The organism is Streptosporangium sp. NPDC048047, assembly GCF_040653115.1.
Classification (GTDB): domain Bacteria; phylum Actinomycetota; class Actinomycetes; order Streptosporangiales; family Streptosporangiaceae; genus Streptosporangium.
Window position 1 is genome coordinate 77814 of the sequence record NZ_JBEZNH010000006.1, and the last position, 15164, is coordinate 92977.

Here is a 15164-nt window from a genome sequence, read left to right on the forward strand (position 1 = left end):
CAGCCTGTACGCCATGACGCGAACAGCAACAGAGCATGACATTCCCGAACTCGTCCGTCTCCGGACACTGCTCTTCGACGACCTCGGCGGTGACTTCTTCAACCCGGCGGACGCCGGTGACGACTGGCGCGACGCGCTCGCCCGGGTTCTCCGGCGGAAGCTGACCGAGCCCGACTGCCGGATCCTGGTCGTGGACGGCGGCACCGGCCTGGCCGCCTGCGGCATCGGCACGATCGAACAGTGGTTCCCCGGCCCCCACTCCCGCAACGGGAGGATCGGCCACGTCATCGGCATGGTCACCGACCCGTCGTACCGGCGGCGCGGGTACGGCCGGGCGGTCATGCTCGGCCTGCTCGACTGGTTCCGCGACCGCGACGCCGTACGGGTCGACCTCACCGCCTCCCGCGAGGCGGAACCGCTCTACCGGCGGCTCGGCTTCGCGGACCACCCCGACCCCCTGCTGTGCTGGAAGCCGTGAGGACGTCGCGATACCGCTGGGTCATTCTGGGTGTCGCGACCTTCACCCAGGCCGCGGCCGCGTTCTTCGTGCAGGGCATCGGCGCGATGAGCGTCCACCTGCAACGGGACCTGGGGCTGAACGCGACCCGGCTGGGCCTGCTGCTGTCGGCGGCTCAGCTGCTTCCGCTGGCCGGGCTGCTCGTGGCGGGACGGCTGCTGGACCGCCACGACGAACGCTGGGTCGTCGGGATCGGCGCTCTCGTGGTCGCCGTCGCGCTGGCCGCCGGAAGCGCGGCCCCGGGGTACGCCTCCCTGCTCGTGGTCCTGCTGATCGTCGGTGCGGGGTACAGCACCGTCCAGCCGGGCGGCGGTAAATCGGTGGCGTCCTGGTTCGACGCGTCACAGCGTGGCCTGGCCATGGGTGTCCGCCAGGCGGGTCTCCCGCTCGGAGGCGTCCTCGCCGCCCTCGCGCTCCCCTCGCTGGCGACCGCCTTCGGCTGGCGGTCGACGCTCGTGGCGGGCTCGCTCGTCGCGCTGTCGGGCGCCGTCGTCTTCATGGCCCTCTACCGCCGCCCACCGGGCCGGCGACCGACGCCGGCCGCGTCCCGCGTGCGGTTGGAGCTGCTCCGCGAGCCGTACATGAAGAAGATCGTCTTTTCCGGTGTGAGCATGGTGTCGGTGCACAGCGGCGTGGGCGTCCTCACCGTGCTGTACCTGCACGGGGTGACGTCCATGGACGCCGCCCCGGCGGCCCTGGTCTACGTCGCGGTCCAGTGCGCGGGCGCGCTGGGCCGTGTCTGCCTGGCGGCCTGGAGCGACCGCCACCGATCCGGCCGCTACGCCTGCGTCCTGACGTGCCTGGCCGCCGTGATCGTCGGGATGACCGCGTTGGCGACCCCCGTCGGCCGGTCTCCCGTCGCGGCCTGCGCGCTCTTCGTCTGGCTCGGCTTCTTCGGAATCGGCTGGTACGGCCCCTGGGTCGCCTACGCCGCCGATTCGGCGCCGCCGGGCCACACCGGATTCACCCTCGGCCTGGCCATGGCCGTCAACCAGGTGGCGGTCGTCCTGGCGCCGGCCGCGCTCGGCCTGCTCACCGACCTGGCCGGTGGTTTCGCGCCCGCCTGGGCCCTGCTCGCCGCGCTGACCGCCGTCGCCCTGACGGTGACGGCCCGGCTGTGACCGGTTGGGACGGCCGGCCGTGGCCCTCACCGCCGTCCCCGGCCGCCCCGCCATTACGAAACCGCGGTTGCGTAATGGCGGGGCGGGGGGTAGCTTTTATTTCGCTACATGAGTTTCGTAATGGGGAGGTCGGCATGGCGCCTCGGGGGCGGCCGCGTGACATGCAGGTCGACGAGCGGGTGCTGCGGATCGCCGCCGCCCTGCTGTTCGAGCGCGGCTACGCCGGTCTGTCCATCGACGAGGTGGCCGAGCAGGCGGGGGTGGCCAAGACCACGCTGTACCGCCGCTGGCCGACCAAGGACCACCTGGCCGTCGCGGTGGTGGCACGGCTGCAGGCCGATGACGAGATCACCGACACCGGCGACATCCGGGCCGACCTCGTCGACTACCTGGAGAAGATCGCCGCCGGGCTCAACCGCATGCGCGCGGCCGGGCACCGCCGGGGGCCCTCCGCCGGAACGGCCGGCGAGCTCGTGGCCGCCGCGGCCAGGCACGAGGACATCGGCCGACTGACCCGCGAACAGTACGCCGAGCGCAACGCCATCGCGCTCGCCCTGATCGAGCGGGCGCGCGTACGCGGAGAGCTGCGCGCGGACCTCGACGCCGAGGCGCTGTTCGACCAGATGGCCGGCGCCCTCTACTACCGAGTGATGATCACAGGCGCACCTGTCGACCGGGCCTATGCGAAACGGCTCGTGTCCTGCGCGCTCGAAGGGAACCTGACATGTCAATGATCGTGGAAACCGCCGTCGTCCACGCGGTCGACGCCGAGACCATCGGCTCGCCCACGGCGACCGGACGGCTGCTGCTCGACTCCGGCGACACCGGCGGCGCGCTGAGCACCATCCGGATGACGCTCGCCGAAGGCGCGGACGGCGCCGTGCCCCACCACCACGCCACCGCGACCGAGCTGTTCTACATCCTGGAGGGCAGGGCCCGCGTCCTGTCGGGCGAGGAGATCGTGACCCTGGAGGCGGGCGACGTGGCGGCCGTGCCCCCGCTGACACCCCACGCGTTCGCCGCCGCCCCCGGCCACACCGCCGACCTCCTCATCGTCGTCGCCCCCGGCATCCAGCGCTTCGAGTACTTCCGCCTGCTCGACCGCCTGCGCCGGGGCGAGGCCACACTCGACGAACTGCTCGCCTCCCAGGACCTCTACGACAACCACTTCCTCGACAGCCCCGCCTGGACCCGCGACCGCCAGGCGTCCTGACCCCCGGCCGCGTCGAATCGAAGACGGCGACGGGTCGGATCCAGCCAGGCGCCGAGCGGACCTCCCCCGGAACGCGTCGCGGACGCGCGCCGCGTCCCCAGGCCGGACGGGTTCTCAGGCCGGACGGTCTCTCAAGCGGACATCTGGTCGTAGCGGACGCGCATGCCGTCCACGAGGGTCTTGAGCGCGGCGGAGGTCGGCAACCAGGGGTCGGCCGGTGACACGGTGGCCTGAGCGACGAACTGATCGGCGAGGCTGGTCATCGGCGTCGCGGCGTTCGTCACGTCCGCGACCCGCAGGTGGGCCGCGTTCCCCGCGGGCAGGGCCGCTCCGGCCGGCAGCACGTGCACGGTGTTCTGCGCCAGGCCCCAGCCCACCAGCTGGTGCAGATCAGCCAGAACCTCCTCCATCACCGCGAAGTCGTAAGCGGTGATCATGGGAAGCTCCGGCGCGACGTCGGCCCGGGTGGTGGAGCGGCCCTCGGCCCCGTGGTGCAGGGTCATCGAGATCTGCTCCGACTCCAGCATGAGCTGCCGGAGCAGTAGTTCGTCCGGTGCGGCGCCCAGCCACACCCACGAGGTCTGATACCGCTGTACGTATCCCATCCGCTGCCACACCCACAGCGACCGGGCCCAGGCCCGGGTGAGCCGCTGCTGCGCCTCCGTCATCGCCTGGCGCACCTTGGTCTCCTGCGGAGCCGTCAGGGCCGGGCCGCCCGGCGGGCCGAGCACGGTGAGCGGAGCGGGCGCGGGCAGGGTCAGGCCCGCATGGCGTCTGGCCACCTCGGCGTAGTGGTCGGCGTTGGTGCTCTTGATCGGCCAGTCGGCCGTCGCGAAGCCCGGCGCGCCGAAGTAGAGGTGATCCGTGATGTCCGCGCTGGCTATGTGGAAGGACTCGTGCAGCAGGGTGCGGATCCGGCCATCGGTACGGGCGTCCACGAACGTCTCGGGAACGGTCAGCGACCTGGGAGAGGACGTCGCGCCGGCGCCCTGGATGTCCAGATCACCCCGGTGGTCCAGCAGGATCAACCGGTTGTCGTGGAGACGGTTCAGCCCTTCCGCGGCTTCGGTGAACGTCTTCCTGATCCCCGGCACCCTGGTGTTGTCCGGGAGGGCGAAGACGGCGATGATGTGCGCGTCGGCGTTGCCCGCGGCGATCTGGGTGAGAACGGCGGTCACCTCGTCCACCATGGTCTTCAGCACCGTCAGGCCGGGGTTCTTCGGAGGCTGGTTCTGCCGGGTTCCCGCCTGCATGACGTACGGGGTCCTGTCGTTGAAGACCTCGATCAGCTTTTCCAGGGTGTCGTCGGCCGTCGCGTTCGTGTAGTCCAGCGGGGCGGCGGTCCGGGCGTAGTTGTCCACGCCGGTGCCGCCCAGCGCGACCCGTAGCGCGCCGAGGTCGCTCTGCCGTACCCGGCCGTACGCGCGCCGTACCATCCGGTGCAGCGTCCTGCGGAGCGGGGGTTGAGAGAGCCGGGGGTGGGTGAACGGTTCGTTCCGGGTCACACCGCTTAATGGCAGCATGAGTTCCCTTTCTCGTTCGGCGTCTTCCCTCGCGACGAATGTCGCACACCAGATACGACGCCTGTTTTAAAAACGCGTTTACCGGGATACTCGAATTCGGCGAAGAAATTCGGTGCGCCTCCGGGTCCGTGGAGGCGGTCCTCCGGTGTGCTGGGATTTCCTTCCGCGGCGGAGCGTGCCGGGGGCCGTCCCCTGCACCCGAGGAGGAAACGGGAGCACGCGCGTCCCGATCCGCCACGCCGTGCCGGTGAGCCCGTCCCCGCGCCGGGTGGGTGAGGGGATTCGCCGGTCAACGGATGCACCGACCCATCCGATACGCGACCGGCGACGAAGTTCCTGTGGCCGGTGCCGTGCCGGCAGGGGCAGGAGGGGGCGCATGGGAGCGCGTGGCCGGTCGCCGATCGGCGAAGACCGTCCGGATGATTTCTCACCGGGGCTGAGGGAACTGCTGCAGGCGGTCGGCAAGGGTGATCGTGAGGCGTTCGAGCGGTTGTACGAGGTGCTGGCTCCTCGGGTGTTCGGGCTGGTCCTGAGGGTGCTGCGGGATCGGGCGCACAGCGAGGAGGTGGCGCAGGAGGTCCTGGTGGAGGTGTGGCGCAGCGCCACCCGTTACGAACCGGACAAGGGGTCGGTGCTGGCATGGGTGCTGACCATCGCGCACCGGCGGGCGATCGACCGGGTGCGTTCGGCGCAGGCGGTCATGGACCGGGAGGAACGGGCGGCGCGGCTGGAACCGTACCGCCCCTTCGACGAGGTGACCGAGCTGGTGGTGGGCCGTCTGGAAGGCGAGCGGCTGCGCCGCTGCCTGGAGGGGCTGACCGAGTTGCAGCGTGAGTCGGTCACCTTCGCCTACTACGGGGGCTACTCCTACCGGGAGGTCGCCGAACTGGTCAAGGCGCCGCTGGGGACGGTCAAGACACGGATGCGAGACGGGTTGATCCGGCTGCGTGACTGCCTGGGAGTGGAGCGATGACAGAGCGGCGACAGGAGTTCGATCCCCACACGCTGGCGGGGGCGTACGCGCTCAACGCCCTCGACGACGAGCTGGAGCGCCACCGCTTCGAGCAGCACCTGGCCGGATGCCAGGAATGCGCCCGGGAGATCGCCACGCTGATGGAGACGGCGGCCAGGATGGGCGCGGCGGTGGCCGCCGAGCCGCCACCGGGTCTGCGGGCACGGGTGATGGCCGAGATCGAGCAGGTCCGGCAGCTTCCCCCCGCCGTCGCGCGACCGCGCCGGCGGCCGGGAGGGTGGCGGCCCTGGCTGGCCGCGGCCGGCGTGGCCGCGATGCTGGCGGCCGTGGTGGCCATGGGCGTCACGACGTTGCAGACGCGGAGCCGGCTGGAGGAGATCCGCCGGAGCCAGCAGGAGATCACGGCGGTGATGACCGCCCCGGACGCCCGCACCTCGACGGCCGTGTCCGGCGGGATGCGGGGCGGCGTGCTGGTCTCGCGGTCGGAGAGGCGGATGGTGTTCTGGGCCTCCGGCCTGCCCGACCCGCCGGCGGGCCGGGTCTACCAGCTGTGGCGGCTGGCGCCGGGGGAGATCAGCTCGGCGGGTCTGCTCACCGTCAGCTCGGGCAGCGCCACGCCGGTGCTGGTCACGGCCGGCGCGGGGACGGCCAGGCTGGGTATGACCCAGGAGCCGGCCGGCGGTTCCCGGCAGCCCACCGGCGACCCGATCCTGCTGGTGGACATTCCGGCCGCCTGACACCCATCCGATCGGGGAGCGGCTCCGAATCCCTGGTGTGACGGGTGAGAAACGAGGCTTCACGGCAGCCGCCTACGGGGTGCTGACCGGGATCCTCTCCATGGCCATGGCGGAGCTGGCGGCGGCGCTGATCGGGCGACCGCAGGCCGGCCCGCCGGCGGCGGTCGGATCGGCCTTCATCGATCTGACCCCCGGATGGCTGAAGGACTTCGCCATCCGCACCTTCGGCAGCGCCGACAAGCTCGTGCTGCTGCTCGCCCTGGCGGCCGGGTTCCTCCTGATCGCCGCGGCCATCGGTCTGGCCGCGCCCCGGCGACCGCGCGTGGCCATCGCGATCCTCTCCGGGGTCGTGGCGGTCGCCGGAGCGGCGGTCCTGACCAGGCCCGCCGTCCTGCCCGTGGACGTCCTGCCGTCGGCGGTCGCGGTCATCACCGGCGTGATCACGCTTCGGCTGGTCGACCGCCGTCTCCTGTCGCGCGACCGTGTCGCGCTCAGCGACTTCGCCCGGAACGACGACGGCCGTGAAGGGGGCCACGATGACCGCTTCACCTGGAACGAGGGTCGCGAAAAGGCCCACGGCCGCGAGGGGGCCCGTGACGACCTCGACCGGCGCGTCCTCCTCACCGCGGGCGCCGGCATGCTGGGGCTGGCCGCGCTCGCCGGCGGCGGGAGCCGCGCGATCACCGCCCTGCGGCGGCCCGGTGTCACGACGATCGCACTCCCACGCCCGGCGCGCCCGGCTCCGCCCCTGCCCGCCGGTACGGACCTGGCGGTCCCCGGTCTGTCGTCGTTCACCACCCCCGCCACCGCCTTCTACCGTGTCGACACCGCGCTCGTCATCCCCCAGGTGGACCCCCACGACTGGACGCTGCGCATCCACGGGCTGGTCGATCACCCCGTTGAGCTGACCCTGCGGGAGGTGCTGGCCCGGCCGCTGACCGAACGCGACATCACCCTGACGTGCGTGTCCAACGAGGTCGGCGGGCCGTACGCGGGCAATGCCCGCTGGCTCGGCCTGGATCTCGCCGCGCTGCTGCGCCAGGCGGGCGTCCAGCGTGGCGCGGCGCAACTGCTGTCCCGCTCGGCCGACGGCTGGAGCGCCACCACCCCGCTGGAGACCATCCTGGACGGCCGCGACGCGCTCCTGGCCATCGCGATGAACGGCCGGGCGCTCCCGCCCGAGCACGGCTTCCCCGCCCGCCTGATCGTGCCGGGGCTGTACGGCTACGCCTCGGCCACCAAGTGGGTCACCGAACTCCGCCTCGTTCCGCCGGGCGGCGGGCGGTCCTACTGGACCCGCCGGGGATGGGCCGAACGCGCCCCGATCAAGACCGCCTCCCGCATCGAGGTTCCCAAGCCCTTCGCCACCGTGCCCGCCGGCCCGGTCATGGTCGCGGGCACCGCCTGGGCCCAGCACCGCGGCATCGCCGCAGTGGAGGTCGGCATCGACGACGGCCCCTGGCGACAGGCGCAGCTCGCCGCCACCCCCGGACCCGACACCTGGAGGCAGTGGAAGCTGCCCTGGAACGCCACCCCCGGCCGGCACCGCCTCCAGGTCCGCGCCGTCGACGCCACCGGCGCCGTCCAGACCAGCCGGCGCGCACCCACCATTCCCGACGGCGCCACCGGCTGGCACTCGGTCCTGGTGACCGTCACCTGAACCCCCTGTCCCACCATCTGTCCGCCTGTTCGCACTCAGACAAGGAACCGATAAAAATGATCAAGAGCAATCGCCTTGCCGTCGCTCTGCCCCTGCTGGCCCTGGCCGTGTCCCTGACCGCGTGCGGAGGCGATGCCGACACCGGCGCCGACATGGGCGCGGCGCCGTCCGCCAGCAGCGCCCCGACGGCCACCGGTAGCAGCGCTCCGACGGCCGCCGACAGCGACACCCCGATGGCCGGTGAGTCCGCCGCGGCCGCGCCGTTCGGTGCGGCCTGCTCCGCGGTCCCCGCCTCGGGCAAGGGCAGCTTCACCGGCATGGCCGAGGACCCGGTGGCCACCGCCGCCTCCAACAACCCGGTGCTCTCCACCCTGGTCACCGCGGTGAAGAAGGCCGGCCTGGTCGACACCCTCAACTCCGCCGAGGACATCACCGTCTTCGCCCCGACCGACGACGCCTTCGCCAAGATCGACAAAGCCACGCTCGACAAGGTGCTGGCCGACAAGAAGATGCTCACCGACATCCTCACCTACCACGTCGTCCAGGGCCGCAAGACACCCGCCGATCTGGCCGACGGCTCGTTCGCCACACTGCAGGGCGGCAAGGTCACCACCAGCGGGTCCGGCCAGGACTACACGGTCGGCGGCGCCGGCGTGGTGTGCGGGAACGTGTCCACCCGCAACGCCACCGTCTACATCATCGACACCGTCCTCATGCCCAAGAAATGATCTCGGAGGCCGGGCTCGACGCTCCCCGCGGCGAGCCCGGCGGTCTCCCTGAACCGCCCCGGGCCGACGGAGACGTCGAGGACCCGGAAGGACGCCGATCGCGGCCGCTCCCCGTGGGCACCGCGGCCGGCTGTCCGAGCGAGCGGACCCGGCAAGGATCCTGCAAGGACCCGATCGGGGGAGAGACCGGCGGGTGAGAGCCGATTCCCGGCCGCGACGTCCGCGAACCGGACTCGCGCTGCTCAGAGCAGATCTGCCGCAGGCGGATCGCGGCGACATCGGTCCGTACCGCCCCACATGATGAACGCATGGGCGAAGAATCGAAACTTCCACTGTTCGACGCGCGGGTGAGGCGTGAACTCTACGAGGGGCGCGTTCTCGTTCTCGACGGTCCTCTCAATGACGACAACGGGACACTGCTCGCCACGCAACTGATAGCGCTCGCCACGCAGGACGCGTCGGCCGACATCGCATTGTGGATTCACTCCCCGGGCGGCTCGGTCCCGTCGATGCTCGCCATTCGCGACGTCATCCGGCTCATCCCCTGCGACGTGTCGACCCTCGTGCTGGGAATCGCCTACAGCGCCGGGCAGTTCCTGCTGTCCTCGGGCGCCCGGGGGAAGCGCCGCGCCCTGCCGCACGCCCGTGTCCTGATGCACCAGGGCTCGGCCGGAATCGGTGGCACCGCGGTCGACATCGAGCTGCAGGCCGACGACCTCCGGCACACCCGCGACACGGTGCTCGGCCTCATCGCCGAGGACACGGGGCAGCCCGTGGAGCGGATCTTCGAGGACTCCCTGCACGATCGCTGGTACACGGCGCAGGAGGCACTGGACTACGGCTTCATCGACGAGATCGTCCAGAGCTTCGACGAAATAGCGCCGCGCAATCGCCCGCGGTCCGGATTCGGCATCACCGAAGGAGCCGGCCAGTGAGCAGTTACACCATTCCCAACGTCATCGCCCGGAATCCCCGTGGCGAGCGGATCATGGACGTCTACTCACATCTTCTCACCGAGCGGATCGTCTATCTGGGAACCGCGATCGACGCGGGCGTCGCGAACGCGCTCATCGCGCAGATGATTTTCCTGGAGTCGGACAACCCCGATGCCGCCATACAGTTCTACATCAACTGTGAGGGCGGGGATCCGAGCGCGATGCTCGCGATATACGACACCATGCGCTATATCCGCCCGCGGGTCGAGACGACCTGCGTCGGACAGGCCGTCGCGGTGGGCGCCGTCCTTCTCGCCGCGGGCGCCGAGGGGAAACGCGCCGCACTTCCGCACGCACGGATAATCCTGCACCAACCGGCCGCTCAGGGGCGCGGAACGATCCCCGATCTCATCCTGCAGGCCGACGAGGTCGTCCGTGTCCGAGCGGACATCGAGCGCATCCTGTCACGGCACACGGGCCAGACCGTCGAGACCCTGCGCGCCGACACCGACCACGACCGCGTGTTCACCGCGACCGCGGCCCTGGAGTACGGGCTCCTCGACCAGATCATCGAGGAGCGTTCATAGGGCCATGGACGACCCCGGCCGGGCCGGCGCTCCGGCCTTCGGGCCGGGGAGCGCGTCAGGCGGCCAGGGAGTACGCCGCGGAGCAGGTGGCGCCTCTTGACGTGCCGCTCTGGGCGGACCGCAGGCTCTCTGCGACGGCGAGGGTCAGATCGATCAGGGTGACGTCCAGCGCGCCGGCGACCGCGGCGATCATCTCGCTCGACGGCTCCTTGACACCCCGTTCCATCTCGGAGAGATACTGCGGCGAGACGCCGGCGCGACGCGCCGTCTCGCTCAGCTTCTCGCCCCGCTCGTGACGGAGATCTCTGAGACGCTCACCGAGCACGTGCCGCCACAGCGGCTCGCGAACCGGGGACGGCTTGGGGTCGGTCCGACCGGTCGCCGGACGTAGCGGCGGGACAGAGAAGGCCATACCTCACCATAGGTAGACGGCGCGTTCGAGTTCCGGTGACTTCGCGCAGAGCGGAACCGTCCCCGCCTCCTCCGTCCGCCTCCCGGGGGCGGCGGGGCCCGGTGCCGCCGGGACGTCTCCTGCCCCGGGATGCATTCCGGCGAACCCCGTGAGCGGGCGCTCCGGATGGTCTATGGTACGGCGATGACCGCGATCGATTGGCTGTTCGAATCCGACCCCGCCATTCGCTGGCAAGTGCTACGCGACCTCACCGGCTCCTCGCCCGACGAGGTCGCCGGCGAACGGGCGCGCGTGGAGCACGAGGGCTGGGGCGCCCGTCTCCTGGCGCTCCAGGGCGCCGACGGCCTCTGGGAAGGCGGCGCCTGCTTCCCCGCGTCCTACACCGGAGGCGAACCCGGGCAGCCCTGGACGGCGACGATGCACACCCTGCACACCCTGCAGATCCTCGGCCTCGACCCGGCGTCGAAGGCGGCCCGCCGTACGATCCCGCTCGTCGCCGAGAACGGGCGGTGGGAGCACGAGGGGCAGCGGTACTTCGACGGCGAGGTCGAGCCCTGCATCAACGGCAGGACGATCGAGACCGGCGCCTACTTCGGGGCGGACGTCTCGGCGATCGTGGAGCGGGTCCTCGGTGAGCGGCTCGCCGACGGCGGCTGGAACTGCGAAGCCGAGAACGGATCGGTGCGCTCCTCGATCGACACGACGATCAACGTGCTGGAGGGGCTCCTCGAATTCGAGCGGGCGACCGGTGGGTCCGACGCGGTGCGCGAGGCGCGCCGCGGAGGGGAGGAGTACCTCCTCGAACGCGGTCTGTTCCGCCGCAGGAGCACCGGTGAGGTCGTCGACGCGGCGTACCTCGACTTCGCCTTCCCGTACTACTGGCGCTACGACGTGCTGCGCGCGCTCGACTACTTCAGGCGCTCGGGGGCCGAGCCGGACCCCAGGATGGCGGAGGCCGTGGAGGTCGTCCGCTCCAAGCGGCAGCCCGACGGCCGCTGGCTGCTCGACCGCGTCCATCAGGGACGCGTCCACTTCCCCCTCGAGGAGGGCGTGGGCAGGCCGAGTCGCTGGAACACCCTCCGCGCGCTCCGGGTGCTCGACTGGTGGCGAGACTGACCCCGCGGGTACGGACCCCGTGAGAGTGGCCCGGAAGGTGGGTTCCCTGGTCGAGGTGACGCTTCGCAGGCGTCTCTTCCACCGGGGTGAGCACGCCGACGCCCGGGTCGGCTCCCTGCTCCGGGACGAGGCGTACGGTCACCGGCGTTGATCCGCCGGACGAGGCGAAGATCACTCGGCCACGGGTGGAACGCTGGACGAGGTGCCGACACGGTCCTACGATAACGGCCCTATGAGCCATTTCAATCATATCGACCTCGTCGAATTCCCAGCGGAATCCGTCGAACAGCTCCAGGCTGCCAAGGAATTCTTCGGACAGGTATTCGGCTGGAAATTCCAGGACTGGGGTGACCATTATGCCGACACTGCGGACAGCGGCGTGAGCAGCGGACTCATCGCCAACGCCGGGGCGCGGTCCCGCATGCCATTGGCGGTCGTCCATGTCGACGACCTGGAAGCGGCGTACGAAAAGGTGACCGGCGCCGGTGGAACCATCGTGAAAGAGATATTCTCTTTTCCCGGTGGCCGGCGCTTCCATTTCAGGGACCCGGCCGGCAACGAGCTGGCGGCCTGGTCCGAGTGACCCGGGGCGACCGCGGGTGACCGGGAGCTGACCGCAGGCCCTTCACGCGCACGCCGGCCGACGGGCCGGCGTGCGACCGTGAAGCTCACGGCCGTCAAGCGGCAGGGGAGGCACCGGCGATCCACCTCCCGGGGCGGAGATCTCGGGCGATCGGACGTGGGCCGCCGTCCATAGGCACCACCCGTTCCCGCTCGCCGAGCCGGCCCAAGCCACCGACCCGGCCGGGGCCGTCGGAGCCGCCGCCGATCGGGACGATGCCGCTCCAGAGGATGTCGCCCTACCGGAAAAGGGTCTTTCGTCGAGCATGTAACGCTTCTTCAGTCTTCTTCCAAGCAAAGGCGTGTTCAGGAAGATGACGAAGGGAGCACGGCCGGTGCGCTTCAAACACACGGGATCGGTGGAGATCTCCACCGATCCCGAGGCCTTCGAAGCCTTCTACCGGCGCCATGTCGAGGCGGTCACGCGGTTCATGGCCCGCAGGGTGGACGACCCCCACACGGTCGCCGACCTGGTCGCGGAGGTCTTCGTCGCGGTGCTCGACTCGGCGCACACCTACCGCTCCGGCCTGGGCAGCGAGATCGGCTGGCTGTACGGCGTGGCACGCAACACCCTGTCCGCCGAACGGCGACGGGTCGTGAGCGAACTGCGGCTGGCCGGCCGGATCAGCGGGAGGCGGCTCCTCGACGCGGACGACCTGTCGCGGATGGAGGAGCGGCTGGACGCGGAGAGCCCGGCCCGGCGGGCCTTCGAGGCCATGGCCGGCCTGCCCGACAGCGAGCGCGCCGTCCTGGAACTGGTCGCCGTCGACCAGCTCTCCGTCCCCGAGGCGGCCGCCGCGCTCGGCATCCGGCAGGGGACCGCCAGGGTCCGGCTGCACCGCGCACGCAAGGCACTGCGCCACGTTTCCGGCGTCATCTCCCCCACGGTCATGGAAGGACTCCGATGAACTTCGAGGAGAGACTGCTCATGGAGCTCAAGGCTGAGATGAACGAGCGGGCGGCACGGAGGCCCGCCCGCAACCCCTTCCGGCGTCGTCTGCCGGTGGTGGTCGCGGCCGCCGGCGTGGCCGCCGCGGCGCTGGTGGCCGTGCCGATGGTCGCGGGGACGGAGAGCGCGGCGTACGCGCTGACCCAGGAGTCCGACGGGTCGATCCTCCTGAAGATCAACGAGTTCCGGAACCCGGAGCAGGTGGAGCGGGACCTCGCCGAGCTGGGCGTGAAGGCGGACGTCTCATACGTGAAGCCGGGCAAGAGGTGCGCCCCGGATCGTTTCACCAGCATCGATGGGCCGGGCGTCGAGCTTGAAGAGCTGAAGAGCAAGGATCCCGCGGTCCGGGCCAAGGCGATGAAGGCGATCGAGAACACGCCCTCCGAGAAGGCATACGACAGGGTGCCGGGCGGCGGCCTGAGGATCCATCCGGACAGGATCAAGCCGAACTGGACCGTTGTCATGGAGTTCACCGAGAACGAGGACCAGACCTCGGGGCCGGAGAAGCCGAGAGCGCTGTGGCAGTACCTCTTCCAGATCGCCGACGGCCCGGTGAAGCCCTGCGTGCTCGTCGAGGATCCGTCCTGGAACGCCCCGCTCGACCCGGTGAAGAACCCTGAGGCGTTCCCGCCCGCGGGCAGCTGACCGCCGGCGGGGTGGCAGTGAGGTGACAGAGGGCTGACAGGGGATGACAGGGGGCACGCGGCCGCCCGATGGCATCGCGGGCTCGCCGCGTGCCCCTCTCCTGTGCGCCGGCCGATGGTCCGGCGTGCGACCGTAAAGCTCCCGGCGGCCGTGTTACGGTCCGCGGGAGAGCGGGAACCCCAGCTGAGGGACCCTGATTCGTGGCGCCTCCCCCGCCGGAGGGACGGCTCTCGCCTCCTCCGGCCCGGGGGAGGCGACGGACGAGCCCCGCCCGTTCCGAAGGTGCGGACCGTCACGGGAAGCGATCTCCCCGCGGGGCGAATCCGGTGGTCCTCTCGCTGAACCCGACGGAGGCCATCATGGCGGCGAGATCCACATCGGTTCCGCGCGGCAAGCGTGGCGGCGGACCCGGCGAACTCCAGGAGCCGCACGTCACCGTTCCGGTGATCGGCAGGGTGACCCTTCCGCCCCCCGAGCACCTCGCCTTCTACGCGGTGCTCGGTGTGCTGGGAGCCCTGGAGATCATCGACTGGCCCGTCGTGCTCGTCATCGGGGCCGGGCATCTCCTGGCCGGGCAGCGGCGCTCCCGTGTCCTGCGCGGGGCCGGGGAGGCCGCCGAGGCGGCATAGCCGGGATCGGCCCCGGCGGCGCGACCCGGTCCAGGCCGACGACCTGCCAGGTGCGGGATCGGAGCACGCCCCGGTGGCGATACTCGCGCATGATCCGCGCGTGCTCGCGCAGCCGTACGAACGCCTGGAGATCGTCCTCCCCGCGCCACACCGACAGCGAGCCGACCCGGCGGCCGGGAAGGTCCGCCCACAGCCACATGCCCACCGCGCCCGGCAGGGCCGGCCACAGGCGGCTCAGTGCGAGACCGCGCCGGGCGATCCCGGGCAGGTCGAGGAGGCGGTCCGCCCGGTAGTCCGTCAGCGCGGCCACCAGCGGGCCCGGATGCCCGGCCGCCGGACCGGCGATCCAGCGGGTCCTCAGCATGCCGCCGCCGTACGGCGGAGCAGGGGCTCGGCGGCGGCGCGCAGCTCGTCGCTGAACGGCGTCGGCCGCAGCGTGGCCGGGTCCAGGTTGACGTTGACGCGGTAGCCGTCGGCGTGCAGCACCGTGCGGTCGGGCGACAGCACACGGAAGCCGTACACGTTGCTGGTGCGGCCGATGCGCTCGATCCAGAAGTGCACCGTCGGCTCACCGGCCCCGGCGATGGGGGCGTGGTAGGTCACCTTGAACTCGCGCACGGCCAGGAACACGTCCTTGAACGCCGACCGGGCCGGGTCCGCCGCCCAGCCCAGGCGTTGCCAGTACGCGCCGACCGCCCGCTCGACCAGCAGGGCGTACCGGGAGTTGTGCAGCAGCCCCATGGCGTCGAGATCATCGAAATGCACCTGGACCCGCTCGAACACGCCGTCGTCGATCAT

The 15164-nt window shown here is 71.2% G+C and carries 20 protein-coding genes; 16 read left to right on the forward strand and 4 right to left on the reverse strand.

Annotated features, from left to right (window positions below):
- Positions 1–13 precede the first annotated feature (13 nt).
- The 4 genes from AB0D67_RS07355 (at position 14) to AB0D67_RS07370 (ending at position 2851) form a co-directional block, all read left to right on the forward strand.
- Positions 14–478, forward strand: coding sequence for a GNAT family N-acetyltransferase (locus AB0D67_RS07355; protein ID WP_362930932.1), 465 nt, complete (start codon positions 14–16; stop codon positions 476–478).
- Complete coding sequence (locus AB0D67_RS07360; protein WP_362930934.1) at positions 475–1638, forward strand: MFS transporter; 1164 nt, start codon at positions 475–477, stop codon at positions 1636–1638. The genes AB0D67_RS07355 and AB0D67_RS07360 overlap by 4 nt, the downstream gene beginning before the upstream one ends.
- 134 nt (positions 1639–1772) lie before the next feature.
- Positions 1773–2372 carry a TetR/AcrR family transcriptional regulator gene (locus AB0D67_RS07365; RefSeq protein ID WP_362930936.1) on the forward strand — a complete coding sequence of 200 codons (600 nt, stop codon included), beginning with the start codon at positions 1773–1775 and terminating at the stop codon, positions 2370–2372.
- The gene (locus AB0D67_RS07370) at positions 2363–2851 is read left to right on the forward strand and encodes a cupin domain-containing protein (RefSeq protein ID WP_362930938.1); all 489 of its coding nucleotides are present in this window, start codon (positions 2363–2365) and stop codon (positions 2849–2851) included. The genes AB0D67_RS07365 and AB0D67_RS07370 overlap by 10 nt, the downstream gene beginning before the upstream one ends.
- 131 nt (positions 2852–2982) lie before the next feature.
- On the opposite strand, the gene AB0D67_RS07375 is transcribed toward AB0D67_RS07370, so the two are convergent.
- Positions 2983–4356: a hypothetical protein gene (locus AB0D67_RS07375; RefSeq protein ID WP_362930940.1), complete on the reverse strand. Its 1374-nt coding sequence runs from the start codon at positions 4354–4356 to the stop codon at positions 2983–2985.
- A 394-nt stretch (positions 4357–4750) separates the two neighbouring features.
- Here AB0D67_RS07375 and sigK point away from each other — a divergent pair, with 394 nt between their 5' ends.
- From sigK to AB0D67_RS07405, 6 genes are all read left to right on the forward strand, one after another.
- A complete protein-coding gene (gene sigK, locus AB0D67_RS07380) occupies positions 4751–5347 on the forward strand; it encodes an ECF RNA polymerase sigma factor SigK (protein ID WP_362930942.1) in 597 nt (198 codons plus the stop codon).
- Positions 5344–6084, forward strand: a complete 741-nt coding sequence (locus AB0D67_RS07385; protein WP_362930944.1) for an anti-sigma factor — start codon at positions 5344–5346, stop codon at positions 6082–6084. The genes sigK and AB0D67_RS07385 overlap by 4 nt, the downstream gene beginning before the upstream one ends.
- 37 nt (positions 6085–6121) lie before the next feature.
- Entirely contained in the window at positions 6122–7744 is a 1623-nt protein-coding gene (locus AB0D67_RS07390) for a molybdopterin-dependent oxidoreductase (protein WP_362930946.1), read from the forward strand.
- A gap of 56 nt (positions 7745–7800) precedes the next feature.
- Positions 7801–8472 carry a fasciclin domain-containing protein gene (locus tag AB0D67_RS07395; RefSeq protein WP_362930948.1) on the forward strand — a complete coding sequence of 224 codons (672 nt, stop codon included), beginning with the start codon at positions 7801–7803 and terminating at the stop codon, positions 8470–8472.
- Between the two features lie 308 nt (positions 8473–8780).
- Positions 8781–9407, forward strand: a complete 627-nt coding sequence (locus AB0D67_RS07400; RefSeq protein WP_362930950.1) for an ATP-dependent Clp protease proteolytic subunit — start codon at positions 8781–8783, stop codon at positions 9405–9407.
- A complete protein-coding gene (locus tag AB0D67_RS07405) occupies positions 9404–9994 on the forward strand; it encodes an ATP-dependent Clp protease proteolytic subunit (protein ID WP_362930952.1) in 591 nt (196 codons plus the stop codon). Before AB0D67_RS07400 ends, AB0D67_RS07405 begins: the two co-directional genes overlap by 4 nt.
- Positions 9995–10049: 55 nt before the next feature.
- Here the strand turns inward: AB0D67_RS07405 and AB0D67_RS07410 are convergent, their stop codons facing one another.
- The gene (locus AB0D67_RS07410) at positions 10050–10406 is read right to left on the reverse strand and encodes a helix-turn-helix transcriptional regulator (RefSeq protein ID WP_362930954.1); all 357 of its coding nucleotides are present in this window, start codon (positions 10404–10406) and stop codon (positions 10050–10052) included.
- 183 nt (positions 10407–10589) lie between these two features.
- Between AB0D67_RS07410 and AB0D67_RS07415 the strand changes: the two genes are divergently transcribed.
- From AB0D67_RS07415 to AB0D67_RS07440, 6 genes are all read left to right on the forward strand, one after another.
- On the forward strand, positions 10590–11522 hold the full coding sequence (locus AB0D67_RS07415) for a squalene cyclase (protein WP_362930956.1): 933 nt from the start codon (positions 10590–10592) through the stop codon (positions 11520–11522).
- Between the two features lie 19 nt (positions 11523–11541).
- On the forward strand, positions 11542–11673 hold the full coding sequence (locus AB0D67_RS07420) for a hypothetical protein (protein ID WP_362930958.1): 132 nt from the start codon (positions 11542–11544) through the stop codon (positions 11671–11673).
- Positions 11674–11754: 81 nt separating this feature from the next.
- The gene (locus AB0D67_RS07425) at positions 11755–12105 is read left to right on the forward strand and encodes a VOC family protein (RefSeq protein WP_362930960.1); all 351 of its coding nucleotides are present in this window, start codon (positions 11755–11757) and stop codon (positions 12103–12105) included.
- A 373-nt stretch (positions 12106–12478) separates the two neighbouring features.
- Entirely contained in the window at positions 12479–13051 is a 573-nt protein-coding gene (locus AB0D67_RS07430; RefSeq protein WP_362930962.1) for a sigma-70 family RNA polymerase sigma factor, read from the forward strand.
- A complete protein-coding gene (locus AB0D67_RS07435) occupies positions 13048–13737 on the forward strand; it encodes a hypothetical protein (RefSeq protein WP_362930964.1) in 690 nt (229 codons plus the stop codon). Before AB0D67_RS07430 ends, AB0D67_RS07435 begins: the two co-directional genes overlap by 4 nt.
- Before the next feature lie 359 nt (positions 13738–14096).
- Positions 14097–14366 carry a hypothetical protein gene (locus tag AB0D67_RS07440; RefSeq protein ID WP_362930966.1) on the forward strand — a complete coding sequence of 90 codons (270 nt, stop codon included), beginning with the start codon at positions 14097–14099 and terminating at the stop codon, positions 14364–14366.
- Here the strand turns inward: AB0D67_RS07440 and AB0D67_RS07445 are convergent.
- Positions 14284–14730 (reverse strand): hypothetical protein, encoded by a 447-nt coding sequence (locus AB0D67_RS07445; protein ID WP_362930968.1) that lies wholly within the window; start codon positions 14728–14730, stop codon positions 14284–14286. The genes AB0D67_RS07440 and AB0D67_RS07445 overlap by 83 nt on opposite strands.
- Positions 14724–15164, reverse strand: a complete 441-nt coding sequence (locus AB0D67_RS07450; RefSeq protein WP_362930970.1) for a thioesterase family protein — start codon at positions 15162–15164, stop codon at positions 14724–14726. Before AB0D67_RS07450 ends, AB0D67_RS07445 begins: the two co-directional genes overlap by 7 nt.